Origin of the sequence: Roseateles sp. DAIF2, from assembly GCF_015624425.1 — a bacterium.
Lineage (GTDB): Bacteria > Pseudomonadota > Gammaproteobacteria > Burkholderiales > Burkholderiaceae_C > Kinneretia.
Genome location: NZ_CP049919.1, coordinates 3,274,521 through 3,298,308, shown reverse-complemented (window position 1 = coordinate 3,298,308; position 23,788 = coordinate 3,274,521). Strand labels below are relative to the sequence as shown.

At 71.4% G+C, this 23,788-nt stretch carries 22 protein-coding genes; 6 read left to right on the top strand and 16 right to left on the bottom strand.

The features are described 5' to 3' along the window. Nucleotides 1-7: 7 nt before the first annotated feature. The 8 genes from G8A07_RS15115 to G8A07_RS15080 form a co-directional block, all read right to left on the bottom strand. Nucleotides 8-967, bottom strand: a complete 960-nt coding sequence (locus tag G8A07_RS15115) for a LysR family transcriptional regulator (protein WP_195792864.1) — start codon at nucleotides 965-967, stop codon at nucleotides 8-10. 106 nt (nucleotides 968-1,073) lie between these two features. Next, a complete protein-coding gene (locus tag G8A07_RS15110; protein WP_195792863.1) occupies nucleotides 1,074-2,642 on the bottom strand; it encodes an ABC transporter substrate-binding protein in 1,569 nt (522 codons plus the stop codon). After that, the gene (locus tag G8A07_RS15105) at nucleotides 2,642-4,210 is read right to left on the bottom strand and encodes an ABC transporter substrate-binding protein (RefSeq protein WP_195792862.1); all 1,569 of its coding nucleotides are present in this window, start codon (nucleotides 4,208-4,210) and stop codon (nucleotides 2,642-2,644) included. Before G8A07_RS15105 ends, G8A07_RS15110 begins: the two co-directional genes overlap by 1 nt. Further along, the gene (locus tag G8A07_RS15100) at nucleotides 4,207-5,886 is read right to left on the bottom strand and encodes a hydantoinase B/oxoprolinase family protein (protein WP_195792861.1); all 1,680 of its coding nucleotides are present in this window, start codon (nucleotides 5,884-5,886) and stop codon (nucleotides 4,207-4,209) included. The genes G8A07_RS15105 and G8A07_RS15100 overlap by 4 nt, the downstream gene beginning before the upstream one ends. Beyond that, nucleotides 5,879-7,972 (bottom strand): hydantoinase/oxoprolinase family protein, encoded by a 2,094-nt coding sequence (locus G8A07_RS15095; protein ID WP_195792860.1) that lies wholly within the window; start codon nucleotides 7,970-7,972, stop codon nucleotides 5,879-5,881. The genes G8A07_RS15100 and G8A07_RS15095 overlap by 8 nt, the downstream gene beginning before the upstream one ends. Then, entirely contained in the window at nucleotides 7,969-8,961 is a 993-nt protein-coding gene (locus G8A07_RS15090) for a threonine/serine dehydratase (RefSeq protein ID WP_195792859.1), read from the bottom strand. Before G8A07_RS15090 ends, G8A07_RS15095 begins: the two co-directional genes overlap by 4 nt. After that, a complete protein-coding gene (locus G8A07_RS15085; RefSeq protein WP_195792858.1) occupies nucleotides 8,961-9,425 on the bottom strand; it encodes a RidA family protein in 465 nt (154 codons plus the stop codon). Before G8A07_RS15085 ends, G8A07_RS15090 begins: the two co-directional genes overlap by 1 nt. 130 nt (nucleotides 9,426-9,555) lie before the next feature. Further along, complete coding sequence (locus tag G8A07_RS15080; RefSeq protein WP_195792857.1) at nucleotides 9,556-10,425, bottom strand: LysR substrate-binding domain-containing protein; 870 nt, start codon at nucleotides 10,423-10,425, stop codon at nucleotides 9,556-9,558. 143 nt (nucleotides 10,426-10,568) lie between these two features. On the opposite strand from G8A07_RS15080, the gene G8A07_RS15075 reads away from it, so the two are divergent. The 5 genes from G8A07_RS15075 to G8A07_RS15055 are packed head-to-tail and all read left to right on the top strand — an operon-like array spanning nucleotide 10,569 to nucleotide 17,221. Beyond that, nucleotides 10,569-11,675: a TauD/TfdA family dioxygenase gene (locus G8A07_RS15075; RefSeq protein WP_195792856.1), complete on the top strand. Its 1,107-nt coding sequence runs from the start codon at nucleotides 10,569-10,571 to the stop codon at nucleotides 11,673-11,675. Next, nucleotides 11,672-13,066, top strand: coding sequence for an MFS transporter (locus tag G8A07_RS15070; RefSeq protein ID WP_195792855.1), 1,395 nt, complete (start codon nucleotides 11,672-11,674; stop codon nucleotides 13,064-13,066). The genes G8A07_RS15075 and G8A07_RS15070 overlap by 4 nt, the downstream gene beginning before the upstream one ends. Beyond that, entirely contained in the window at nucleotides 13,063-14,211 is a 1,149-nt protein-coding gene (locus tag G8A07_RS15065; RefSeq protein WP_195792854.1) for an ATP-grasp domain-containing protein, read from the top strand. The genes G8A07_RS15070 and G8A07_RS15065 overlap by 4 nt, the downstream gene beginning before the upstream one ends. After that, entirely contained in the window at nucleotides 14,208-15,479 is a 1,272-nt protein-coding gene (locus G8A07_RS15060; protein WP_195792853.1) for an ATP-grasp domain-containing protein, read from the top strand. Before G8A07_RS15065 ends, G8A07_RS15060 begins: the two co-directional genes overlap by 4 nt. After that, nucleotides 15,476-17,221, top strand: coding sequence for a succinylglutamate desuccinylase/aspartoacylase family protein (locus tag G8A07_RS15055; protein WP_195792852.1), 1,746 nt, complete (start codon nucleotides 15,476-15,478; stop codon nucleotides 17,219-17,221). Before G8A07_RS15060 ends, G8A07_RS15055 begins: the two co-directional genes overlap by 4 nt. On the opposite strand, the gene G8A07_RS15050 is transcribed toward G8A07_RS15055, so the two are convergent. The 6 genes from G8A07_RS15050 to G8A07_RS15025 form a co-directional block, all read right to left on the bottom strand. Next, the gene (locus G8A07_RS15050; RefSeq protein WP_195792851.1) at nucleotides 17,210-17,455 is read right to left on the bottom strand and encodes a hypothetical protein; all 246 of its coding nucleotides are present in this window, start codon (nucleotides 17,453-17,455) and stop codon (nucleotides 17,210-17,212) included. The two genes, G8A07_RS15055 and G8A07_RS15050, sit on opposite strands and share 12 nt — an antisense overlap. Before the next feature lie 36 nt (nucleotides 17,456-17,491). Next, nucleotides 17,492-18,454, bottom strand: coding sequence for a serine protease (locus tag G8A07_RS15045; RefSeq protein ID WP_195792850.1), 963 nt, complete (start codon nucleotides 18,452-18,454; stop codon nucleotides 17,492-17,494). A gap of 569 nt (nucleotides 18,455-19,023) precedes the next feature. Further along, nucleotides 19,024-19,581, bottom strand: coding sequence for a hypothetical protein (locus G8A07_RS15040; protein ID WP_195792849.1), 558 nt, complete (start codon nucleotides 19,579-19,581; stop codon nucleotides 19,024-19,026). Nucleotides 19,582-19,860: 279 nt separating this feature from the next. Further along, nucleotides 19,861-20,844 (bottom strand): CsgG/HfaB family protein, encoded by a 984-nt coding sequence (locus tag G8A07_RS15035; protein WP_249937006.1) that lies wholly within the window; start codon nucleotides 20,842-20,844, stop codon nucleotides 19,861-19,863. Nucleotides 20,845-20,970: 126 nt separating this feature from the next. Beyond that, entirely contained in the window at nucleotides 20,971-21,354 is a 384-nt protein-coding gene (locus tag G8A07_RS15030; RefSeq protein WP_195792848.1) for a hypothetical protein, read from the bottom strand. A gap of 303 nt (nucleotides 21,355-21,657) precedes the next feature. Further along, nucleotides 21,658-22,119: a VOC family protein gene (locus G8A07_RS15025; RefSeq protein WP_195792847.1), complete on the bottom strand. Its 462-nt coding sequence runs from the start codon at nucleotides 22,117-22,119 to the stop codon at nucleotides 21,658-21,660. Nucleotides 22,120-22,206: 87 nt separating this feature from the next. On the opposite strand from G8A07_RS15025, the gene G8A07_RS15020 reads away from it, so the two are divergent. Further along, on the top strand, nucleotides 22,207-22,497 hold the full coding sequence (locus G8A07_RS15020) for a hypothetical protein (RefSeq protein WP_195792846.1): 291 nt from the start codon (nucleotides 22,207-22,209) through the stop codon (nucleotides 22,495-22,497). Here G8A07_RS15020 and G8A07_RS15015 read toward each other — a convergent pair. Together G8A07_RS15015 and bla are read right to left on the bottom strand one after the other, a co-directional pair. Then, the gene (locus tag G8A07_RS15015; protein WP_195792845.1) at nucleotides 22,494-22,736 is read right to left on the bottom strand and encodes a glutaredoxin domain-containing protein; all 243 of its coding nucleotides are present in this window, start codon (nucleotides 22,734-22,736) and stop codon (nucleotides 22,494-22,496) included. The genes G8A07_RS15020 and G8A07_RS15015 overlap by 4 nt on opposite strands. A gap of 44 nt (nucleotides 22,737-22,780) precedes the next feature. Further along, a complete protein-coding gene (gene bla, locus G8A07_RS15010; RefSeq protein WP_195792844.1) occupies nucleotides 22,781-23,719 on the bottom strand; it encodes a class A beta-lactamase in 939 nt (312 codons plus the stop codon). Nucleotides 23,720-23,788 lie beyond the last annotated feature (69 nt).

The following is a 23,788-nucleotide window of genomic DNA, read 5'->3' as shown; positions in this document are numbered from 1 at the left end:
GTTCGGTTCAGGCGGCCGCCAGCTCGACGGCCTGGTTGGTTGGGGGCGGGACCGCCGTGCCGGGCGTCGCCTCGGCCAGCAGCTGCCACAGCCTCTCGGCCCAGGGCGACAGCGGCCGCGGCGGACGCACCGCGACGATCTCCAGCTCGACATTGAAGCGGGCCGGGCCGGCCGGCACCAGGAGGCCCTGGGCCCGCTCGGCCAGGGTGGTGGACTCCGGCAGCCAGGCCAGGCCCAGGCCGCCCAGGGCCATCAGGCGCAGCCCGTCGGAGAACTGGTTGCGACCGCGGCAGTCCAGGCGCTGCAGCGGCCAGCCGGCGCGCGCCAGCGCCAGGGTCCATTGCAGCGAGCAATCCTCGGTGTAGTCCAGCATCGCGGCGCTGGCGCCGCCCAGGCGGTGCTGCGGCACGCCGCTGGCGGCCGGGGCCGAGAGCGGCAGCAGCCGGTCGCGGCCCAGCACGCGTTGCAGGCTCGGTGTCGGGCGCAGCTCGGCCGGCAGGCGCCGCAGGGTGTCGCGCGCCGGGTCCAGCAGGCAGATCGCCAGGTCCGCCTCGCCGGCGGCCAGCGCGGCCAGGCCGGTCTGCAGGTTCAGCGACTGCACCGCCAGCTCCACGCCCTCCACGCGCTGGCGCATCTGCGGCAGCCAGCGCGGGAAGAAGCTGATCGACAGCAGATGCGGCGCGGCGATGCGCACCTGCGGCCGGCTCGGCTGCGGGCGCAGGCGCTGGCGCAGCGCGCCCAGGCGCGACAGCACCTCGGTCGCCACCTCCAGCAGCATCTCGCCGGCCGGGGTCAGGCGCAGCGGCTGGGCCTCGCGGTCCACCAGCGGCGCCTGGGCCCAGGCCTCCAGCGACTGGATGCGCCGGCTCAGGCCCGGCTGCGTGACATGGCGCAGCTCGGCGGCGCGGGCGAAGTTGCGGGTCTGGGCCAGGGCCAGCAGATCCTCGAGCCAGACGGTTTTCAGCATGATGCGGTGTCCTCCCGCAGCCATGCTAGGCGCGGCGCGGCGGCCGGCTTAGAAGGCTTTCGAGCTAGCTTTTGCGAGCGCCGCATCGTGAGGATCCCGCCTGGCCTCAGCGCGCCTCGACCCAGGCGTCGGAGAAATCCCCGGCGCTCAGGTCCACGCTGTTGACGATGCCGTGCACCCGCTTGTTGGCCACGGTCACGGTCGGCGCATTGACCAGCGGGAACACCGGCAGTTCGCGGCCGACGATGCGCTGGATCTTCTTCAGCTGCTCGGCGCGGCGCGCATCGTCGGCCTCCACCGCGACGCGGCGGAACAGCTCGTCGACCTCGGCATTGTTGTAATGCGCGGCGTTCACGTACGGCACCGGGTTGCGGATCGCGTCCGACCAGTACAGGCGCTGCACGCCCACCGTCGGGTCGAACAGCATGCCCAGGCCGTTCAGGTTCAGCTCGAAGCCGCGGTCCTGGTAGACCCGCTTGGTCGTCGTGGCCAGGTCGCCGTCCAGCACCTCGATCTTGATGCCGACCCGGCCCAGAGCACCGCGCAGGTACTCGGCGCTGCGCTTGAAATTGGCGCCCGGCAGGAAGCTCAGGCGCAGCTGCAGGCGCTGGCCGTCGGCGCCGCGCGGCAGGCCGGCCTTGTCCAGCAGCGCATTCGCCTCGGCGAGGTTGAACGGGTGCTGGAAGGCGCCGTCGTCGACATAGCTGGACAGCACCGCCGGAATCGGCGAGTCGACGATGCGGGTGCGGCCGAAGAACACATGGTCGCGGATGAAGCCGCGGTCGATCGCGCGGGCGATCGCATGCCGCACCTCCTGGCGCGCCAGCTGCGGATGCTCGAGGTTGAACTCCAGCACCTGGATATTGTTCAGATAGCCGTCCGGCCCAGCCTCGACGCGCAGCTGCGGCAGCTTGCTCAGCCTGTCCAGGTCGGGCAGCGAGACGCTGTAGCTGACGTCGGCCTCGCCGGTCTCCAGCGCGGTGGAGGCGGCGGCCACATCGCCGACGAAGCGCGCGACGATGCGCTCCAGGTGCGGATGGCCGCTGCGCCAGTAGTTCGGATTGCGGCGCAGCACCACATGGCTGCCGCGCTTCCATTCCTCGAAGATGAAGGGGCCGGTGCCGATCGGCGCATTGTTGTTGGCGCTGTCGTGCGGGTTCGCGTCCGGACCTCCATAGGCGTGCTCGGGCACGATCGGCGATTCGGCCGAGGCCAGGGACTTCAGCAGATAGGGCGCGGGCTTGGACAGATGCAGCACCACCTGCTGCGGGGTGGGCGTCTCGATGCGCTCCAGATTCGCGAAGGTGATGCGGCCGCGCGGCGAATGCTGCTTCAGCGCCAGCAGCGAAAAGCGCACATCGTTGGCGCCGAAGGGCTTGCCGTCATGCCATTTGACGCCGCGGCGCAGATCGAAGCGGTAGCGCAGCCCGTCCGCGCTGACCTGCCAGGCGGTGGCCAACAGCGGCTGCGGCTGGAACTTCTCGTCGAAGCGCAGCAGGCCCTCGGTCACCTTGGCGCCGAGGTTGCGGGTGTTGAAGTTGGGGTCCAGCAGCGGCACCAGGGTGCGCGGCTCGCCGTTGATCACCAGGGTCAGGGTGCCACCCTTGGTGGGGGTGTTGGCGGCGGCCGTGCTGGCGGCCAGGGCCAAGAGGAGGGTGGAAAGCAATGTTCTCATCACTGGATATAGACCTCGGCGAAATTGGCCTCGACGCCCTCGGCGGTCTGCGAATGCGCGTGCAGGCGGCGGTTGTGGATCGTGTAATAGGTGGGCGAGAGCAGGTTCAGGTCCGGCACCTCGACGCCGACGATGCGCTGGAACTCCTTGAACAGCGCCGCGCGCTTGCCGCGGTCCAGCTCGACCGCGGCGTCCTCCAGCAGCTTGTCGACCACCGGGTTGGCGTAGAAGGTGCCGTTCGAGAAGGGCACGCCCTTCTTGATGTTCTTGGACCAGTACAGGCGCTGCGAGCCGACCGTCGGGTCGAAGAGATTGCTGGTGCCGTTGATCGCCAGGTCGTAGTCCTGGTCGGTGTAGATGCGCTTGACGTATTGCGAGAAATCGCCGGCGCGGATCTCCACCTTGATGCCGACCCGGCCCAGCGCCAGCTTGACGTAGTCGGCCAGGCGTTTGTGCATGTCGCTGGGGTTGTAGTCCAGCGCCAGGTTGAAGCGCTGGCCGTCGGCGCCGCGCTTGAGGCCCGCCTCGTCGAGCAGGCGCTCGGCGGCGCGGATGTCGAAGGGGTAGGGCGTCGGCCGCTCGTCGTGGAACTCGCGCAGCCCCGGCGCGATCGGCGAGAAGCTGATCTGGCCATAGCCGTAGAACACCGTGTCGCGCACCACCTCGCGGTTGATCGCATGGGCGATCGCCTGGCGCACCTTCAGCTCCTTGAGCTGGGGCTGGCGCAGATTGAACTCGAGCCGGGTCACGTTGTAGGAATAGCTGTTGCCCTTGGTCTCGAAGGCCAGCTTGGGATGGGCCTGCAGGCGCGGGATGTCGCCCGGCGAGACCGGCGTGCGGTAGCCGATGTCGACCTCGCCGGTCTCGAAGGCGATCGCGCGCGCGGCCGGGTCCGGGATGATGCGCACCACCAGGCGCTCCAGATAGGGCTTGGGCTTGTCCCAGTAGTCGGGGTTGCGTTCGTAGACGATGTGGCTGCCGCGCACCCATTCCTTGAAGCGGAAGGGCCCGGTGCCGATCGGCGCATTGCCGTTGGCATTGGCCAGCACCTCGCCGCTCTCGTACAGATGCTTGGGCACGATCGGGGCCTCGGCCGCGACGAAGGCCTTCAGCAGATAGGGCGCCGGCTGCGACAGCTCCAGCACCGCGGTATGGGCGTCCGGCGTGCGCACCCGCAGCACCGGCGCGAAGGTGCTGCGTCCGCGCGGATGGTTCTCCTTCAGCAGCTTGATCGAATGGGCCACATCGGCCGATGTGAACTCGCGCCCGTCATGCCAGCGCACGCCGCGGCGCAGGCTGAAGGTGTAGGTCTTGCCGTCCGGGCTGACCTGCCAGGCGGTGGCCAGCTGCGGCTGCGGGTTCAGCTCATGGTCGTACTTCAGCAGGCCCTCGCTGACCTTGGCGCTGACCGCCAGGGTGGCCGAATGCGAATGGGCCAGCGCCACCAGGGTCGGCGGCTCGTTCTGCAGCACCAGGGTCGCGGTGCCGCCGGGGCTGGGCGCGGCGCCGGCCGCGCCGGCCAGCGCCGCCGCCAGCAGCGCGAGGCCGCGTCGGAATGAATCGTTCATAGGTCCTCCTTGTTGTGTTGGGGGATGGCGCCATAGGCGGCGCGCGCCGCGGCCGGGCTGACCAGGCCGGCGCGCAGGTCGGCGGCCAGCGCGGCGGGGTCGCGCTCGGCGGCCGGGCCCAGGCCGGCGCCGCCGGGGGTCAGGACTTGCAGGCGCTGGCCCGCCGGGATGGTCTGGCGGCCCTTGCCACGCAGCGCCTCGCCCGAGGGCAGCAGGCGCGCGCTGCCGGTCGCACCGTCGGCGCCGCCCTCGGCGCCGCGCGGCGCATGCACCCAGCGCTCCCAGCTGGCGGCCAGCAGCAGCGGCTCGTCCTCCTGCGCATGCTGGACCTCGATCACCTGGCCCAGGCCGCCGCGCTGGCGACCGGCGCCGCCGGAATCGGGCCGGTACTCCTTGCGCCAGAACAGCAGCGGCGCGCTGGCCTCCAGGATCTCGATCGAGACATTGCGCACCCCGCTCGGGAAGGCGGTGGTCGACAACCCGTCCTGGCGCGGCCGCCCGCCGGTGCCGCCGGTCGAGAAGCTGGTGATCGCGAAGCGCCGCCGGCCGCCGTCCTCGAGCCGGCGCTGGCCGGCCAGGTTGATGTTCCACAGGCTGGCCGCGCCCTCGGCCGGCACCGCCTCCGGCCGGGCCTGGCGCAGGCAGCCGAACATCAGGTCGGGCAGCAGCTGGCCGGTCACATGGCGGGCATTGACCGCATGCGGCGGCGGCGCGTTGAGGATGCTGCCGCTGGGCGCCTCGACCCGGATCGCGGCCAGCGAGCCGGCGTTGTTGGGCACGCCGGCGCCGATCAGGCAGCGCAGGCCGAAGCTGGTGTAGGCCTCGGTATAGGGCAGGGGCACGTTGATGCCGCGCGGCAGCGCGGCGGCGCTGCCGGCATAGTCGACCTCGATGCGCTCGCCCAGCAGGCGCAGCTCGGCCTGCAGGCTCAGGGTCTGGCCGTCGAAGCCGTCCATCTGCAACCGGTGCCGGTAGACCCCGCGCGGCCAGGCGGCGATCGCCTGTTCCATCGCGCGGCGCGAGCGCTCGATGATGAAGCCGCCCAGCGGCTCCAGCGCGGCCTCGCCGAACTCGGCCAGCATCGCCGCGAGGCGCCGCGCACCGACCTCGTTGCAGGCGCGCAGCGCGGCCAGGTCGCCCTCGACCTCGTCGGGGTAGCGCACATTGGCGCGGATCAGCGCGCGCACGCCGCGGTCCACCCCGGCCGCGCTGGCATAGCGCAGGATCGGGATGAACAAGCCCTCGTGGAAGATCTCGCTGGCGTCCGGGCCGGGGCCGATGCCGCCGATGTCCACCACATGCAGGGTCGAGGCGAACAGCGCCAGCAGGCGGCCGCCGGCATCGAACACCGGGCTGACCAGGGTCATGTCGAACAGGTGCCCGGTGCACAGCCAGGGGTCGTTGCTAAGGTAGGCATCGCCCGCCCGCATGGTCTCGGCCGGGAACTCGCGCAGGAAATGCGCGACCGAGCCCGCCATCGCATTGACATGGCCCGGCGTGCCGGTGACGGCCTGGGCCAGCATGCGGCCGTCCGGCAGGAACACGCCGGCCGACAGATCGCCGGCCTCGCGCGTCGCGGTGCCGAAGGCGGTGCGCACCAGGGTCTGGGCCTGCTCCTCGACCACGGCCAGCAGCCGGGTCCACATCAGCTGCCAGCGCAGCGTCTGTTCACTCATGGTCGTTGCCTCCCTTTTTTTCTGCTTCCAGCAGCAGCTCGCCGCCGGCCTGCAGCCGGGCAGACCAGCCGGCCGGCAGCAGGGTGCTGGTCTGGTCCTCGCGCAGCAGCAGCGGGCCCGAAAGCGCCGCGCCGATGCTCAGGCCCTCGCGCTCGAACACTGGCCAGTCGACCCAGGTCTGGCCGTCCCAGACCGGGCGCCGCTGCGGCGCGTCCGCGGGGCCAGGTCTTGCCGGCGCGGCCTGCGCCAGCGCCGGCCGTTCGGCCTCGACCGCCAGGCTCCAGCCGACCGCCTCGATCTCGACATGCGACAGCGCATGGCCGAACAGCGCGGCATAGCGGGCGCGGAAGGCCTGGCGCAGGGCCTCGGCGCTGTGCTCGCCCAGCTCACCCTCGGGCAGCTCGACCTCGATCTCATGGCCCTGGCCGGCATAGCGCAGCTGAGCGCTGCGGCGCCAGCGCAGCGGCGCGTCCGGCGGCGCGGCCTGGCGCACGACGGCCAGGGCCGCATCGCGCAGCTCATCCAGCAGCCGCTGCACCGCCGCGGGCCGCCAGCCGGCGTCCAGACGCTGGAACAGGCTGCGGCTGGCCTGGTAGGCCACCGGCGCGAGCAGGAAGCCGAGCGCGGAGCCGACGCCGGCCAAGGCCGGCACCAGCACGCGCCTCAGGCCCAGCTTGTGCGCCAGCTGCACCGCATGCAGCGGCGCGGCGCCGCCGAAGGCGATCAAGCTGCGGCCCTCCAGGCCCTTGCCGAGCTCGCTGGCATGGATGCGCGCGGCGTTCGCCATGTTCTCGCCGACCACCTCCAGCACCGCGCGCGCCGCGCCGGGCGCGGCTTCGTCCGGCAGGGCCTCGGCGAAGGCGGCCGCGGCCAGGCTCTCGTCCAGCGGCACGCGGCCGCCGGCGAAGCGCCGCGGATCCAGCAGGCCCAGTAGCAGATGGGCATCGGTCACGGTCGGTGCGCGGCCGCCGCGGCCATAGGCGGCCGGGCCGGGCGCGGCGCCGGCGCTGTCGGGGCCGACCTGGATCACGCCCAGCTGGTTGCGCCGCGCGATCGAGCCGCCGCCGGCGCCGATCTCGACCAGCTCCACCACCGGCACGCGCAGCGGCAGGCCCGAGCCCTTCAGGTGCCGATGCACCCGGCCGAACTCGAAACGCCGGCTCTGCTGCGGTTCGAAATCGTCGATATAGGCGATCTTCGCGGTGGTGCCGCCCATGTCGAAGGCCAGCACCCGGCGCAGGTCCAGGCGCCGCGCCAGCGCCGCGGCCAGCACCGCGCCGCCGGCCGGGCCGGACTCGACCAGGCGCACCGGCTCGGCGATGCCGCTCTCCAGGCTGCACAGGCCGCCGGCCGAGGTGATCAGGAGCGGCGGGCGGCGCAGGCCCAGCGCCGCACTGCGCTCGCCCAGGCGGCGCAGCGCGCCGGCGATCAGCGGCTGCACATAGGCATTGGCGCTGGTGGTCGAGAGGCGCTCGTACTCGCGGATCTCCGGGCAGACCTCGCTGGACAGGCTGATCGCCAGGCCCGGCAGGTGCGCGGCCAGCAGCTCGCGCGCGCGCCGCTCATGGCGCGGGTTGGCATAGCCATGCAGGAAGCAGATCGCCAGGCTCTGCGCGTCCAGCGCATGCAGCCGGTCGGCCAACGCGTCCAGCGCCGGCTCGTCCAGCGGCAGCAGCACGCGGCCGGCGGCGTCGATGCGCTCGGCCACGGTCAGGCGCAGCTCGCGCGGCACCAGCGGCGCGGGCTTCTCGAGCTGGATGTCGTACTGGTCGAAGCGGTCCTCCCAGCCGATCTCCAGCAGGTCGCGAAAGCCCTCGGTGGTCAGTAGGGCGGTGCGGGCGCCCTTGCGCTCGATCAGCGCATTGGTGGCCAGGGTGGTGCCGAGAATCAGCGCGTCCAGCTCGGCCCAGCCGCGGCCGGCCGCCGCCAGCAGCTCCTGCACGCCCTGCAGCACCACTTCCTCCGGCGCCTCGGCGCGGGTCAGCAGCTTGGTGCTGGTCAGGCGCTCGCCGTCCTGCAGCACCAGGTCGGTGAAGGTGCCGCCGATGTCGATCGCGACGCGCAGATTGCTTTCGCTGGCACTCATGGCGCCGCCTCCGCCGCCAGCACCGCCTGCAGGGTGGCCGGATCGATATTGCCGCCGCTGAGCAGCAGCAGCACGCGCCGGCCCTGCAGCGGCAACTTGCCGGCCAGCGCCGCGGCCAGCGCGACCGCGCCGCCGGGCTCCAGCACCAACTTCAACTCGCGCAGCGCGAAGCGCAGCGCCTCGGCCACCTCGACATCGTCGACCGTGACGGCCTGCAGCTCATGGCGCAGGTTGATCGGGAAAGACAGCTCGCCCGGCGCGCCGGCCAGCAGCGCGTCGCAGAAGGAGCGCTGGCCGCGCTCGTTGCGCAGGCGTTCGCCGGCGCGCAGCGAGCGGCCGTAATCGTCATGGCCGGCCGGCTCGACGCCGACCAGCCGGGTCCTGGGCGACAGCGCCGCCAGCACCAGCGAGGCACCGGCGGCCAGGCCGCCGCCGCCCAGCGGCAGCAGCAGCAGGTCGGGCCCCTCGGGCCAGACCGGCTGCAGCTGCTCCAGGGCCTCCAGGGTGGCGGTACCCTGGCCGGCGATCACCGCCGGGTCGTCGACCGGCGGCACGAACAGCGCGCCGCGTTCGGCCGCCAGTGCGCGGGCGCGCGCGGCACGGTCCTCGTCGGGCGGCGCGAGCAGCAGCTCGGCGCCGGCGCGGCGCACGCCCTCCAGCTTGGGACGCGGCGCATTGGCCGGCATCAGCACCGTGGCCTTGATGCCCAGTTCGCGCGCGGCCTCGGCGACCGCCAGCGCATGGCTGCCCGAGGAGGCGGTGACCACGCCGGCGCGGCGCTGTTCGGCGCTGAGCAGGCGCAGCCGGCTGAAGGCGCCGCGCACCTTGAAGGAGCCGGTGCGCTGCAGCGACTCCGGCTTGATCCAGACCTCGGCGCCGAGCGCGGCGTCGAGCTGGGCATTGCGCAGCAGCGGCGTCAGGACCAGATCGGCGCGGATGCGCTCGCGGGCCTGGCGCACCGCCTCGAAATCGGGCAGATCGCTGCTCATCAGGCCTCTTCTCGCACCGCGACGGTCAGCTCGATCTCGGTCAGGCCGTTGCCCGGGATGCTGGTGGCGCCGATCGCCGAGCGGGCATGGCGGCCGCGCGGGCCCAGATGCGCCTGCAGCAGCTCGGAGGCCGCGTCCAGCACCTCGGCATGGCGGGTGAAGCCCGGCGCGGCATTGACGAAGCCGCGCAGCGACAGTACCTGCTCGATGCGGTCGAGGCTGCCCAGCTTGTCGCGCAGCGCGGCCAGCACGCGGCGGATCGAGACGCGGGCGGCCTCGCGGGCCTCGCTCAGGTCATCGGCATCGCTGAGCAGATGGCCGGCGACGACCCGGTCCGGGGCGCGCGAGACCTGGCCCGCCACATGGGCGATGCCGCGGTGCACCACCACGACGTCGTAATGCTTGGGTTGCGGCGGCGCCGGCGGCAGCGCGAGGTCGAGATCGGCGGTGGCGGTCTGGCTCATGGGAACGGGGCCTTTCTTGGCGTGGTGTCGATGGACGCCACTGTCCGCGCCGCCGCGGCCCCTGTCTAATGAGCAAGTGCTTGGTCATGATGCGGTTTCCGCATCAAGCCTTTTCTTCGATCCGCCGTCGTCAGCGCGCCGCGCGCCGCAGCAGCTTCATCAACGCGCTGGCGGCTACGTCCGGCTGCCAGTCGCGTCGGCTGACGAAATAGCTGGTGGCCGGCGCCAGGTCGCGCGGCCGGTAGCTCTGCAGCCCATGGGCGGCCGCCTCGGGCAGCTCCAGCAGGCGCCGCGGCAGCACCGCCAGGCCCATGCCGGCCGCGGCGCAGCCCAGCACGCCGGCATAGGTGCCGAAGGACAGCACCCGGGCGCAGGCGATGCGGCGCGACTCCAGCCAGCGCTGCGCGATCGCGCGGTAGGGGCAGCCCTCGCGGAAGGCGAGCAGGGTGGGGGCGTACAGCGGCGCCTGGGCCAGCAGCTCGGCCGGGTCCTCGCGCGCAACCACCACCAGCGGCTCCTCGAACGCGGCCTCGTAGCGCAGGCCGGCGCGCTCGGCCAGGCTGGCGGTCAGGGCCAGGTCCAGGCGCTGCTCCAGCAGCAGCTCGGTCAGCGCCGGTTCGGCCCCGACCTCCAGCTGCAGCTGCAGCGCCGGATGGGTCTCGCGCAGCGCTGCCATCGCGCGCGGCAGGTGCATCGCGGCGCTGCTCTCCATGCTGCCGAAGCGCAGCGCCGGCGCGGCCGCGGCGAGCGTGCGGGCGCTGGCCGCGGCCTCGTCGACCAGGGCCAGGATGCGCTCGGCAAAGGGCAGGTAGCGCCGCCCGGCCTCGTTCAGGCGCAGGCGCTTGCCCTCGCGGTCGAACAGCGCGGTGCCGACGCGCAGCTCCAGGGTCTTCAGCCGCGCGGTGACGTTGGACTGGGCGCAGCCCAGGCTCTGGGAGGCCTTGAGCGCGCCGCCGGCCTCGACCACGGTGCGGAAGGTGTGCAGCAAAGCAAGATCCATGACAGCCCGCGGCCGAGACCGCTCTATATCAGTTCAACAGATAACATTTTCTCTTTAGTTTTGTTTTTGAGATATTGGAACAAACCTAGGCTGGCGCCCATCGCTTGTCATCACATGGCGTGTCATCACGCACAGGAGGTCCCTTGTCTCAAAACTCTCAGAACTCACAGAACCATCTTCGCTTCGAGCTCAGTCCGGCCGAGGCGGACGAGATCCGCCTCGCGCTGCGCGGCATCGAGTACGACCCGGCCGGCGGCGCGGCCTATATCGGGGCGCTGCGCCGCGCGGTCTACGCGCGCTTCCCGGAGCGGCTGGTGCGCCTGCTGGAGGTGATCAAATCCTCCAACGGCGCCGCCCATCCCTATCTGGTGCTGGACGGCCTGCCGATCGACACCGGCATCCATGGCAGCCCGCAGTTCAGCGAGACCGGCCGCCAGTTCAAGGACGGGGTGCTGAGCGAGAACCTGCTGGTCGCGCTGGGCGCGACCATCGCCGAGCCCTATTCGATCTCGCACGAGGGTCGCGAGCTGGTCAACAACCTGGTGCCGCACAAGGAGAACGCGCAGGAGTACACCGGCCTGGGTTCCGAGGTGGAGCTGGACTTCCATATCGAGAACGCCGCCCAGGCCTTCATGCAGGAGGGCGACACCTCGCCGCTGGCGCTGCTGCTGCTGGGCCTGCGCGGCGCGCCGGACGGGGCCGGCCCGCTGACCCGGGTGTCCGACGCGCGGCTGGCGCTGGCGCGGCTGAGCGATGAGGACCTGGAGCAGCTCTACGGCCGCCACTACATCATCCGCGTGCCCTACCGCTGGCGCGGCGCGACGCCGACGCCGCGCGACAACACCGAGCTGTGCCCGATCGTCTCCGGCCCGCTGGAGCTGCCGCGGGTCACGGTGGCCTTCTACCCGGACATGGTGCTGCCGGTGAACGCCCGCGCGCGCCAGGCGCTGGACAATCTGTACCGCGAGGTGCGCGCGGTGTCGGAGGGCATCGCGATCCAGCCCGGCCGCCTGGTCTTCATCAACAACCGCTTCGCGCTGCATTCGCGCGACCGCTTTGCGCCCAGCTTCGACGCGCAGGGGCGCGCGCACCGCTGGCTGCAGCGCATCTTCGTCAGCACCAGCCTGTGGAACTTCCGCGCCTTCGGCCGGCGCAGCGAGCGGGTGTTCGACCCGCGCCTGCTGCCCGAGGCGCTGGCGCCGCGGCCGGCCGCGAACCGCGCCAGCCTGATCGAGGAGCGCGCCGCATGAGCGTGTCCTCCGGAACCTGGACGGCCGAGCGCGAAGGCCTGCCGGCCGGGCTGTGGCTGACCCTGCTGGCCTCCAGCTGCGGCTTCGTGGTCGTGCTGCTGGACGTCACCATCGTCAATGTCGCGCTGCCCAGCATCGGCGCCGCGCTGGGCGGCGGGGCGGGGCAGGTACATCTGCAGCAATGGGTGGTCGACGCCTACACCCTGGCGCTGGCCAGCCTGATGCTCAGCGGCGGCGCCCTGGGCGACCGCTATGGCAGCCGGCGCGTCTTCGAGGCCGGGCTGGCGCTGTTCGCACTGGCCTCGGCGGCCTGCGCGCTGGCGCCGGGCATCGGCGCGCTGGTGGCCGGGCGGGCGCTGCAGGGCCTGGCCGCCGCCTTGCTGCTACCGGGCTCGCTGGCCCTGATCAGCCATGCCAGCGCCGGCGACGCGGCGCTGCGCGCGCGCGCGATCGGGCTGTGGAGCTCCGTCGGCGGCCTGGTCAGCGCGGCCGGCCCGGCCCTGGGCGGCGCGCTGCTGCTGCGCTGGGACTGGCCCTCGATCTTCTGGATCAATCTGCCGATCTGCGCGCTGGGCCTGTTCCTGAGCCGCCGCCATGTGGCCGAGACGCCGCGCCAGAGCGAGCGTCCGCTGGACCTGGCCGGCAACGCCTGGGCGCTGCTGCTGTTCGCGGCCCTGACCGCTTCGCTGCTGGAGGCCGGCGCGCGCGGCCTGGGCGATCCGCTGGTGCTGGTCGGCCTGGCGCTGGCCCTGATCGCCGGCATCGGCTTCTGGCGCTCGCAGCGCCGCGCGGCGGCCCCGGTGCTGCCGCTGCCGCTGCTGGCGCGGCCGGCGATCTCGCTCAGCCTGGCGCTGGGCCTGCTGACCAATCTGGCCTTCTACGGCCTGATCTTCGTGCTGAGCCATTACTTCCAGCGCGAGCGCGGCTACAGCGCGCTACAGGCCGGGCTGGCGCTCTTGCCCTTCGTGGTCGTGATGCTGGGCAATGTGGCCAGCGGCCGGCTGGCGGCGCGGCGCGGCGCGCTGTGGCCGGTGCGCCTGGGCCTGGCGCTGACGGCGGCCGGCTATCTCTATGCCGCGGCGCTGCTGCTGTGGCTGCCGCAGCCGCCCTATCTGTGGCTGCTGCCGGCCCTGCTGCTGATGCCCTTCGGCGGCGGGCTGACGATCCCGGCCCTGACCTCGCATCTGCTGGGCCAGGCCGATGCCGGGCGCTATGGCGCGGTGTCGGCGGTGTTCAACACCGCGCGCCAGCTCGGCGCGGCGCTGGGCGTCGCGACCCTGGGCGCCTTGATGGCCGGGGCGGGGCGGGGCGCGGGGACGGCCTTCGCTTATGCCACTCTGCTGCTGCTGGCCTGCCTGGTGCTGAGCCGCGGGCTGGGAGGCGCCAGATGAGCGCGGGCCCCCATTGCCTGGCGCTGATCGGCGCGATCCCGACCGGCACCAGCCAGACCCTGGCGCGCAGCGCGCTGGCGCGCGGCTGGCGGGTGCTGCTGCTGGGCCGGCCGCAGGACGGGCTGCGCGGCGCCTTCGATCCCGCGGTCGAGGTGCTGGACATCGCGCCGACGCATGAGGCGCTGCTGGCGCAACTGCGCCATCACGCCGCCGGCGCGCCGCTGCTGCTGGCGAACGCGAACGACAAGTACGCGCGCCAGTCCGCCGCCGCGGCCGCGACCCTGGGCCTGCCCGGCCCGGACCCGGCGGCGATCGAGGCGGTGGCCGACAAGGCGGCGCAGAAGCGCCGGCTGCGCGAGGCCGGCCTGCCGGTCGGCGCGGCCGTCGAGATCCCGGCCGGGGCCGATGCGGCCGCGCGCCGCGCGGCGCTGGCGGGGCTGCGCTATCCGGTGGTGGTGAAGCCGGCCGAGGGCATCTCCAGCCTGGGCGTGCGGCGCTGCGCCGATGCCGAGGAGGCGCTGGCGCAGCTGGCGCTGTTGGCGGCGGACTTCGTCGGCGAGCGGCGCTGGTCGCTGTCCGGCACTGCCCTGGTCGAGGAGTTCCTGACCGGGCCGGAATACTGCGTCGAGCTGTTCGACGGCCGCTATGTCGGCGCGCTGCGCAAGCTCAAGCGCCATGGCGAGGACTTCGTCGAGCGCGGCTACAGCGCCGAGCTGGACCTGGCGCCGGCCCTGCTGGACGCGCTGGCCGAAGCGGCGGAGCGAGCCGCGGCGGCCGCCGGCCTGGGCTGGGGGCCGCTGCACCTGGACGTGATCCTGGTGGGCGAGCGGCCCCACATCATCGACATCAATCCGCGCATCGCCGGCAGCTTCATCTGCGAGCTGGTGCGCGATGCCTATGGCTTCGACCTGGTCGAGGCGCTGCTGGCCAAGCTGCAGGGCCAGGTCTTGCCCGCAGCGCCGGCGCGCCGCGCGCCGCGCGCCTATGCGCGGGTGGACTTCCTGCTGGAAGGCGACCCCGAGGGCTGGGACTGCGCCGCGCCGCAGCAGCTGCAGCTGCCCGGGCTGCGCCTGCGCCTGGGGCCGCAGCGCATCGCCTCGCGCGAACGCCGCGCTTATCTCTATCTCACGCTGGAACCCGCATGACCGCTGTTGGATACAAACCCCTGGAGACCGTCCTGATCGTCGACGGCTTCTCGACCGCCGCCTACCTGGCGCCGGCCCTGCGCAGCTACGGCCTGCGCTGCGTCCATCTGCTGAGCAGCCCGAATCTGCCGCGCCAGCATGTCGAGCAGCTGCAGCGCGCCGACTACCAGCAATGCCTGGTGCATGAGGGCGACTTCGATGCCACCCTGGCGGCGCTGCGGCCGTTGGGCATTGGCCTGATCCTGCATGGCTTCGACAGCGCGCTGGAGCTGGTGGATCGCCTGGGCGAGGCGCTGGACCTGCCCTGGCGCAACCCGCTGGCCAGCTCGGCCGCGCGGCGCGACAAGGAGTTGATGACCGAGGCGGTGCGCCGCGCCGGGCTGCGCGCGCCGGAGCAGCTGCTGGCCCGCACGGTGGAGGAGGCGCTGGACTGGGCGCGGCCGCGCCTGCCGGTGGTGCTGAAGCCGACGCGCAGCGCCGGCGTGCGCGGCGTGCGCATCTGCCGCAGCGAGGAGGAGGTGCGCGAGGCCGCCGCGGCGGTGCTGGATGGCCTGTCTTTCTACGAGGACCGCAACGAGGGCGTGCTGGTGCAGCGCTGCAGCCAGGGCCAGGAATACATCGTCGACTCGGTCAGCTTCGAGGGCCGGCACCGGCTGGTCAGCCTGTGGCAGGTCGAGCGCGACCGCCGCGCCGCGCCGCGGCTCGAGCATATGCTGGTGGTGGACCACCGCGAGTCGCGCTACCGCGCGCTGATCGACTACGCCTTCGCGGTACTGGACGCGCTGGAGCTGCGCTATGGCGCCAGCCATCTGGAGATCATGGACACGCCGGAGGGCCCGAGCCTGATCGAGCTGAACGCGCGCATGCATGGCAGCCTGGATCCGCGCCTGACCACCGCGGTCAGCGGCGAGAACCATGTCAGCGCGACGGTCGAGACCTTCCTGAACCCGGCCGGCTTCGAGCGCCGGCTGCAGGAGGCGCCGGAGTTCCGCGGCCATTGCGGCCATTTGCTGCTGGTGGCGCCACGCGGCGGCCGGCTGGCACGCGACTTCATCTGGTCCGAGATCGCCGCGCTGCCGTCCTTCGTCAGCACCAAGCAATGGGTCAAGCCGGGCGACCTGCTGCAGCCGACCACCGACCTGAAGACCGCGCTGGGCATGGTGGGCCTGTTCCATCCGCGGCTGGAGACCTTGGAGCAGGACACGCAGCGCATCCGCGCGTTGGAGCAGCAGTTCTTCGCCGACACCCGGGCGCTGGAGCCGGCATGAGCTTCGCGCCCGCCACCCTGCTCGAACTGGAGCTGCCGCGCACCCTGGAGCAGCTGCTGGAGCGCGCCGCGCGCGAGAAGCCGCGCCGGCTGGAGGCCTGGCTGTTCGAGGACCAGGGGGCGCGGCGCGCGGCCGAGCAGCGGCTGGCGCGGCTGGGCATCAATGCCGAGCTGCGCAGCGCCTACAAGCCGCTGCTGCATCATTTCCTGGAGGAGCTGGGGCTGGCGGCGCGGCGGGTGGAGATCGCCACGCCGCCGGCTCAGCTGCAGCGTCTGCGCGCCGAGGCCTATCCGCTGGCCGGGCTGCTGTCGCGCGCGGAGCGCCTGGACTTCGTGACGGATGCGGCACTGGCGCCGGGGCGGGTGCGGATCACGCGGGACGAGGGCGCGCCGCTCGAGCTGTTCCTGCCGATCGACGCGCAGGGCGCGCCGACCGCCTGGTTGCGCTGGTGGCCGGCGGGCGGCGGCCGGCTGGAGGAGGGCGCGCTGCACAGCGACTACCGCGCGCTGTTTGACGCGGTGCTGGCCGCGGTGGCCGCACGCGACTGGCCGGCCGAGGAACCCTACTTCGAACGCCTGCTGATCGAGATCGAGACCGGCGGCATCGAACGGCCGCTGGACTGGGGTCAGGAGTTGATCAGCACCCGCGAGGCCCTGCATGAGGACCTGTACTTCTCGCTGCTGGAGTTCTTCCAGCGCCGCGCCGGCCGGTCCCCGGGCGACCGCCGCCTGCGGCCGGGCCAGATCGTGCCGCTGCTGCGCCCCAGCAGCGGTGCCAGCCGGCTGCGCCTGCGCCTGGCCGGCGCCGACGATCCGCCCGCGCCGCTGCCGCCGACCCCGCTGCCGCGCAGCCTGGCCGAGCTGGAGGCGCCGCTGCATCCGGAGCAGGTGCAGACCCTGCTGGCCGCGCTGCCGGGCGAGCGCCACGAGTTCCGCTCGCACCAGGGCCGGCCGGTGACGCTGCTGCACCGGCGCGGCGCGAAGCCCGGCGTGGTGATCAGCGCCGGCCAGCATGGCAACGAGAGCTCGGGCGTGATCGGCGCGCTGCGCGCGGCCGAGGCTCTGCAGCGCGGCGAGCCGGAGGCCCATTACGCGCTGGTGGCGCTGGAGAACCCGGACGGCGCGGCGCTGCACCACCGGCTCAGCCGCGACCATCCGCGCCATATGGCCCATGCGGCGCGCTTCACCGCGCTGGGCGACGATCTGGAGGCGCGCGACAACCTGGACGATGCGACGCGGCTGGGCGAGAAGGCGGCGCGGCTGCGCGCGATCGCGCTGACCGGCGCCGGCCTGCATTTCAGCCTGCATGGCTATCCGGCGCATGAATGGACGCGGCCCTTCTCGGGCTACCTGCCGCCGCGCGCCGAGGACTGGGCTCTGCCCAAGGGCTTCTTCCTGATCCTGCGCCAGCACCCGGGCCGCGACGGCCTGCCCTTTCTGCGCGCGCTGACGGCACAACTGGCCGAGGATGCCGAGCTGCGCGAGTTCAACGAGCGCCAGCAGCGCCTGTGGCGCGCCCATGGCGGTGAATGGACCTACCCACTGCTGAACGGCATTCCCTGCCTGGTCAACGAGGACAGCCGCTCGACGGTGCCCTTCACCCTGATCAGCGAGATCCCCGACGAGACCATCTACGGGCCGGCGATGCGCTTCGCGCAGCGCATCCAGACGGAGCTGGTGCTGCGCGGCTGCGCGCTGTACTGGGACGGCCTGCTCGGCACGGGCTTGTCGTCAGCCCGGTAGGCGCAGCACCAGGCGGTCGACGGGCGTGGCCAGATGGCAGGGCAGCTCATGGCTGCGGCCATCCAGCCAGACGTTGAAGACGAAGCGGCCCGGCAGCGGCGGCAGCTCCAGCGAGACCCGGCCGGCGGCATCGGCGACCGCGGCCAGGTCCGGCATCGGCACCGGGGCATCGCTCAGGCTCACCAGCGCGTCGGCGGCGGGTGAGCCGTCGGCGCGCAGCAGCTGCAGCTCCATCGCCCCGGTCCTTGCTCGTTTGTTAGCTAGAGAGTCTCACTGCCCCTCGTTCTTCCACGCGACCATGCGGTTGTACACATTGGTCTCGATGCGGGTGGCGGAGTTGCCCGAGCCATGGCCGTTGGTGTGCACGCCGACGCCGTAGCGCTGGCCGTTCTGCAGCACCCAGACCGGCGAGCCGCTCTGGCCACCCATCGTGTCGATGTCGTAGGTGATGACGCGCGCCGACAGGCTCTTGGTGCGCTGGGCCATGAACCATTGCTGGCTGCCGCCCTTGTCGCCGGGGTAGCCGGAGAGGTTCAGGTTGGCGGCGCGCAGGAAGGCGTCGTCGCGCACCGCCAGGCCGAACCAGCCGGTGCGTTCGCCCAGTCGCGCATTGGCGGGCAGGATGATGGCGCCATAGTCGAACTCGCGGTTGCGCGACTGGGTCCAGCCGGTGACGCTGCGCAGATTGCCGCTGGAGGCGCTGCCGAAGGGGCGGCTCGCGTCGTTCAGGCCGGGGATGACCTCGATCGAGCGCGCCCAGCCGCCCTCGTTGTGCATGAAGACGCAATGGCCGGCGGTGATCACGGTGCGCGGGCTGATGAACCAGCCGGTGCCGATGTACTGCCGGCCGTTCGCGGCGGTGATGCGCAGCGCGCAGATCGCGCGCCAGGGGTAGCTGCCGGTGGCACCGACGCGCACCCGGTCGTCGGTGCCGATGATGACCTCGGGCTGCAGCTGGCCCGATTCGCGCAGCTCATAGCTGCCGCCCAGCGGGTCCAGCAGCGCGCGGCTGCCGAGCGCAGCGGACTCGCTGCCGCCGACGGCGCCTTCGTGTTCGGTGCCGGCGGCCTCGCCGCGCCCGTCGCCGCTGCGGGCCTCGGCATGCGGATCGGCGACATTGAAGTTCAGCCCCGGCAGGCTCTCGTACTCGGTCTGCGCGCCCTCCTGGGACGAGGGCCCGAGATCGCCCTCATGGTCGGGGGCCAGGAGGCGGGCTTCAAGCGGTTTGTTCATGCGAAATCTCCCTGATGGCGCGTGAGGTACGGCGAAGAAGAAGGGGCCGACGGGTCACGCGCGGCCCGCCGGTCGGACGCCATTGGCGCATGTGTCCGCGGCGGTCCCATCCTCCGGGTTGCGGAGGACGAGGGTGTTGTCGTATCGCTTGGGGAGATGGCTTAGGGGGTGAAGATTTGCTGTGGCTGTCGCCCATCTGTACGTTTCGCAGTTGGGCGCCCTCGCGACGTTCTTCAACAGACTGCTTGGCAGCGTCAGGAGCCGGTCGTGGCCGGCAGGCCTGCTCACGCTTGCCATCGGCAAGCCGACATTCGATCAAGCGACCGGCGCAGGGATGACTGGCCGCACTGCGAGGCAAAGCTGAGCTTGGCTTAAACCATCGAGCCTCCGCGATTGCCGGGGCGGTTCACCTCGTTTCTGAACGGCGAACTCGGCGACTCTTGGACAGCAACGGCTCGAAGCTTGTAGGCGGCTGTCGGCCGTTCGAATGTCAGATTTTCGGCGCCCAATTGCGCGAGGCGAATGTCGCCGATGGGTCGCGGGCTGCCGCTCGCTTCAGCGTGAAGCGGTCATCGGCCGGTGAACGCCTGCAGCGCCCGATGAGCAACGAAGGCGGCCAACGTGGCCTGGTCGGGGGCACCGTCGATGACCTTCAGCGGCGTCTTAGACAACCAGAGCGATTGCTCCAGCAACGTTCGATCCGGGAAGTGGAGCAGCCCGACTTGGAGCTGAAATGCCAAGTCGTTGAGCGATCCCAGGACGCGGCGGTTTGCTGTTTTTCCCACGGCCCAATGTTGCATAGCATTGCGCTCGGCTGTCGCATCGTTACCGGGGATACCGATGGCGGTCAGCATGGGTTCGACGGTCTCGCTGAGCCGCTGAACGAGGGCTCGGCCATCCCGCGCCGGCACCACTAAAGGAAGCAAGCTTCGCTCGCTGACCGCGAGCACAACCTGAATTCGGCCAACGCGAATCAGATTGGCGTACCAGTCGCCAAGGACTGTGTCCGGGGACGACGGTTCCGGATCAGGCTTGGCGTTGAGCCTGTCGAGGAGCTTCTGGGTGCATCGAAGGACAAACACAATGCCGAAACGGGGAGCAAAGCGCCAAGTATCGAGGCTGGCCAATGTTCCCTGTCGGTTGTCGTGCGGTCGTACCTTTCCTGGAACATCGAATGACCGGTGATGAAGGCCGCCGCCGCTCAGGGTGTGAGCATCGAGTGACTCAGTTCAGCCTAGAGCAGAAGCCCGTGCCGAGCTGAGCCGCGGTCGCCGACTCATCGCAGTGAAAACATGCCTAGGGACAAAAAAACAAACCGGCCTAAGCCGGTTTGTTGGTCGAGCCCGGTCTCCCGGGCGCAGTAGCCATGCGACCGGCCAACGCCGGCCACGGCCCTTACTTACCTATTACTTGGCGCCCGAGGTCGCACCAGCCGGAGCCGCCGCCGCAGGCTTGGCAGCCGGCTTCGCCGCAGGCTTGGCGGCCGGACGCGGTGCCGGGGCCGGCTTGGCGGCTGCGGGCTTCGGTGCGGCCTGCTGGTCGACTTCCTTCGAGGCTGCGGTGGAGCCGCCCTGCACGCCGAGGCGGCCGCCGGTGCCCAGGCCGCCCTTGACGGTCTGCGCCTTGTAGTTGCGCAGCGCCTTGACCATCTGGTTGTAGGAGTCGGCAAAGGCCGCGACGATGACCTTGCCCTGCGGGGTCTTGGCATAGGCACCGCCGCCGATCGCGCCGCTGCCGCCGAAGCTGGCACCCAGGATGCCGAAGTCGAAGTTCTTGGCCGTGCCCTCGGCGGCGGAGATCTGCACGCCCGAGCGGTTGTCGACCAGGATCAGGGTGGTGGCCGCCTCGTTCTGGTTCACGCTGGCGGCGACGGCCGTCAGGATGCCGATCGCGCCGGTGCCAAAGCCGCCACCGCCGCCGCCGGTCTTGGCGGAGAACTGGATCTCGGGGCTCATCGTGTAGTCGGCCGCAACCATCTGGCCCTGGCCGAAGTTGCTGCCACCGCGCACCTCGCCCGACTGCATCAGCGCGCGCTCGCGCTCCATATTGGCGAAGGCCTTGCCGCGCTCGACGATGACGAAGCAGTTGCTCTGCTGGATCATCAGGCGCAGCACCGGGATGGTGGAACCGAGCTGGCGCTCGCGCAGCTGCGCCCACCAGGGCGCCGCCTGGTCCTCATGCAGGGCCAGCGTGCCCAGGCTTTCCTCGCATTGCTCCAGCTTGCTGTTCTGGTTCTCGGCCTGGGCGCCGCCCGCGGCACCGGACACGGTGCCCTTGTTTTCGCCCATCGTCGGCGCGGTGGCCAGGCAGCCGGCCAGCAGCAGCGGCGAGAGCAGCAGGACCGACTTCATTGCCATGCGGGCAGGGGATGATGCAGAAGCAGCGGGCATGGTTTCATTCCTCCAGGGGTTGTCGTCGAGAGAGAGAAAAAAGGGGATGAGTACAGCTAACGGGAACACGGCCCGGGCATGCGACGCCGGACCGGATCGGGAACATGTGAGGACTCTTGGTTTGAATTACTGAGGTGTGGCCGGTGCGACGCCGTAATAGCCGCCGACGACCTGTCCGTGCGGGTTGCCGATCCAGATGCTGGTGCCGAACACGTCGGCGCAGCCGCCCCAGCTGATCTCGGAGGTCTGGGCCTCTTCGTTGCGCGTCTGGGCGTAGAGGGTCACCGAGCTGTCGGAGGGGCCGATGGTGTAGCAGATGCGGGCCCAGACCGGCCGCGGCGCGGTGGTGATGACGGGCGCGGCGGTCTCGTTCTGGCCGTCGGAGGCCTTGGCCATCCATTTGGTGCCGCGCGAGGGACCGGGGTTGTAGCTGAACAGCACTTGGGCCAGCACCCCCGTGGATGCAGCCAGCAAAGCCGCAGCGATCAGCCATTTGGACTTCATCTTCATCTCCCCGATGTCCGTTGTCTCTTGTCCGAAGCAGGCGCGAATCTTAAGGGAGCATGAATTCCGCATGAACCCCCAAAGGTGTGCACAAATGCCGCATGCCGGGGCTGATACATGGGAAGGTTGATGCCGGGCAGAACGCTGGGCATTCGCAAAACCTGACCCTGTCATGGGAGCACATGGGGTTCTGGCGGTGGCCGAGATGCCGTCAAGCAAGCGGTGCGTTGGGCGCACCATCTACCCTAGGGTTTGCCCCAAAGCAACGCCACGCGCCACAGAGGGATTGCCGACCAGTCCCTGGCTGAGCTAGGCGTTGTCGAAGATCTGTTCGAGGAAGGCCGCCAGCTCGCGTTCCTCGAGCAGCTCGATCGAGAAATGCCCGAAGCGCTTGGGCAGCCAGAGGATGCGTGCCCCGCTGGGCGACTGCAGCTGCTCGCGCGCCAGCGGCCGGCCGTTTTCGTCCTCGGGCTGCACGCCGGCGGCCAGCAGCTCGTCGTAGGCGGCCTCGATATCGGGCGTCGTGTAGCAGTGGCGGTAGATCATGCCCTCGCCATGCGCGTCGAGCAGCGCGCGCAGATTGCCGGCGATCGGCTGTACCAGCATGAAACGCTCGGCGCCGAACATCACGACCGCATAGAGCACATGCAGACCGTTGCGCTCCCAGACCTGGGTGCGCGAGATCCGGGCCCGGAAGATCCGGGCGTAGTAGTCGCAGGCCTGCGCCAGGTCTTCGACCAGCACATCGACATGGCTGAACTTCAAATCCATCCGGAGCTATCTCCCATGCGGCTCGTTCATGCGGACTTCTGGCGCGCGCGGCACCCTGGTGGCCTTTGTGAAAGGCAGGACCCGGGCATGACGGCCGTGATCACGACGCTGGAGTTCCCCGCGCTCAGCGAGCGCCAGTACGAGGCGCTGGGCATCGCGCTGGCGCGCTTCGAGCCGGCCGCGGGCCTGCGCTTTCATGCCTGCGGCCCGAGCCCGGGCGGTTGGCGCGTCGTCGAGGTCTGGGACAGCCAGGAGGACTGGTCGCGCTTCCTGAACCACACCCCGCTGCCGGTGGCCCGCACGCTCGGCTTTCCGGAACCCAGCCTGCGCGAGGTGATCGCGGCCCACCATGCGGGCCCGGTCGACCGTGCTTACTAAAGACCCAGCTGCGCGAAGGCCGCCTGCAGCCCGGCCACGCCGCCGACGCGCTGGTCGTTGATGAAGATCTGCGGCATCTGGCGCACCGCCGGGCCGCATTTCTCGTAGAAGGCCTTGCGCTCGGCTTCGTCGTCGATCTTGATCTCCTCGTAGGCCAGCGAGCGGGCCTTGAGCAGCATCTTGGCCGTGTCGCATTGCGGGCAGGCGGACTTGGAATAGATAAGGATCTTGGGTTGCATGGGCGCAAGTTTAGGCGGCTTCGATGAGCTCGGCCCGCCGGCGGTCATTGGCGCGCCTGCCACCAGGCGACGGCCAGCCGCGCGGCCTGGGCCAGCACCGCCTCGTCCTGCTCGCGCCATTGCGGCCGCGGGCCCTCGTAGTAGGCGGCGATCAGCAGCGGCGGGCGGCCGGGCGGCCAGGCGATCGCGACATCGTTGTACTTGGCGGCCAGGCCGTCACCCGTGAAGGTGCCGGTCTTGTCGCCCGCCTTCCAGGCCGCGGGCAGGCCGGCGCGCAGGCGCTTCAGACCGGTGGTGGTGGCCACCGTCCAGCCGATCAGGCGTTCGCGCGCGGCCGGGCTCAGCCCATCGCCGTGCAGCAGGCGGCCGGTGCTGCGGGCCATTGCCAGCGGCGTGCTGGTGTCGCGCTGCTCGCCGGCGCCGACCACGTCGACGACATTCATGTCCGGCTCGTAGCGGTCCAGGCGGGTCTCCTGATCGCCCAGCTCACGCAGCCAGGCCGTCACCGCGGCCGGGCCGCCGACGCGGCGCAGCAGCAGATTCGCCGCCACGTTGTCGCTGGTGGTCTGCGTGGCCTCGGCCAGGTCGACGATACGCATCGATCCCTCTGCCAGGTGTTGGCCAGTAATTGGGGCATGGGGGACCATGTCCGCCGGCCCATAGGGCAGGCGCTCGTCGAGCTTCAGGCGGCCGCGCTCGGCCTCCTGCAGCATCATTGCGGCCAGCGGCAGCTTGAAGGTGGAGCACAGCGCGAAGCGCTCGCCGCTGCGATGGCCGATCGTCGCGCCGTCGGCGCTGTCGATCACGGCCAGGCCCAGCCGGCCACCGGCGCGGCGCTCCAGGTCGGCGAAGGGGGCATGCTCGGTCGCCCCGGATGTCGCGGCCAGGCCCGGACGCGGCAGGCCGCCCAGCAGCAGGGCCGCGGCGCCGGCCTGTTGCAGCAGCCGGCGGCGGGACGGGGAGGGGAAGGAGTGGATCGTCATGATGGTCCGTTGAGTGTGGTGGTGGAGAACACGCCGCGACGCACCAGGCCTCCAAGGAGGCTGATGATG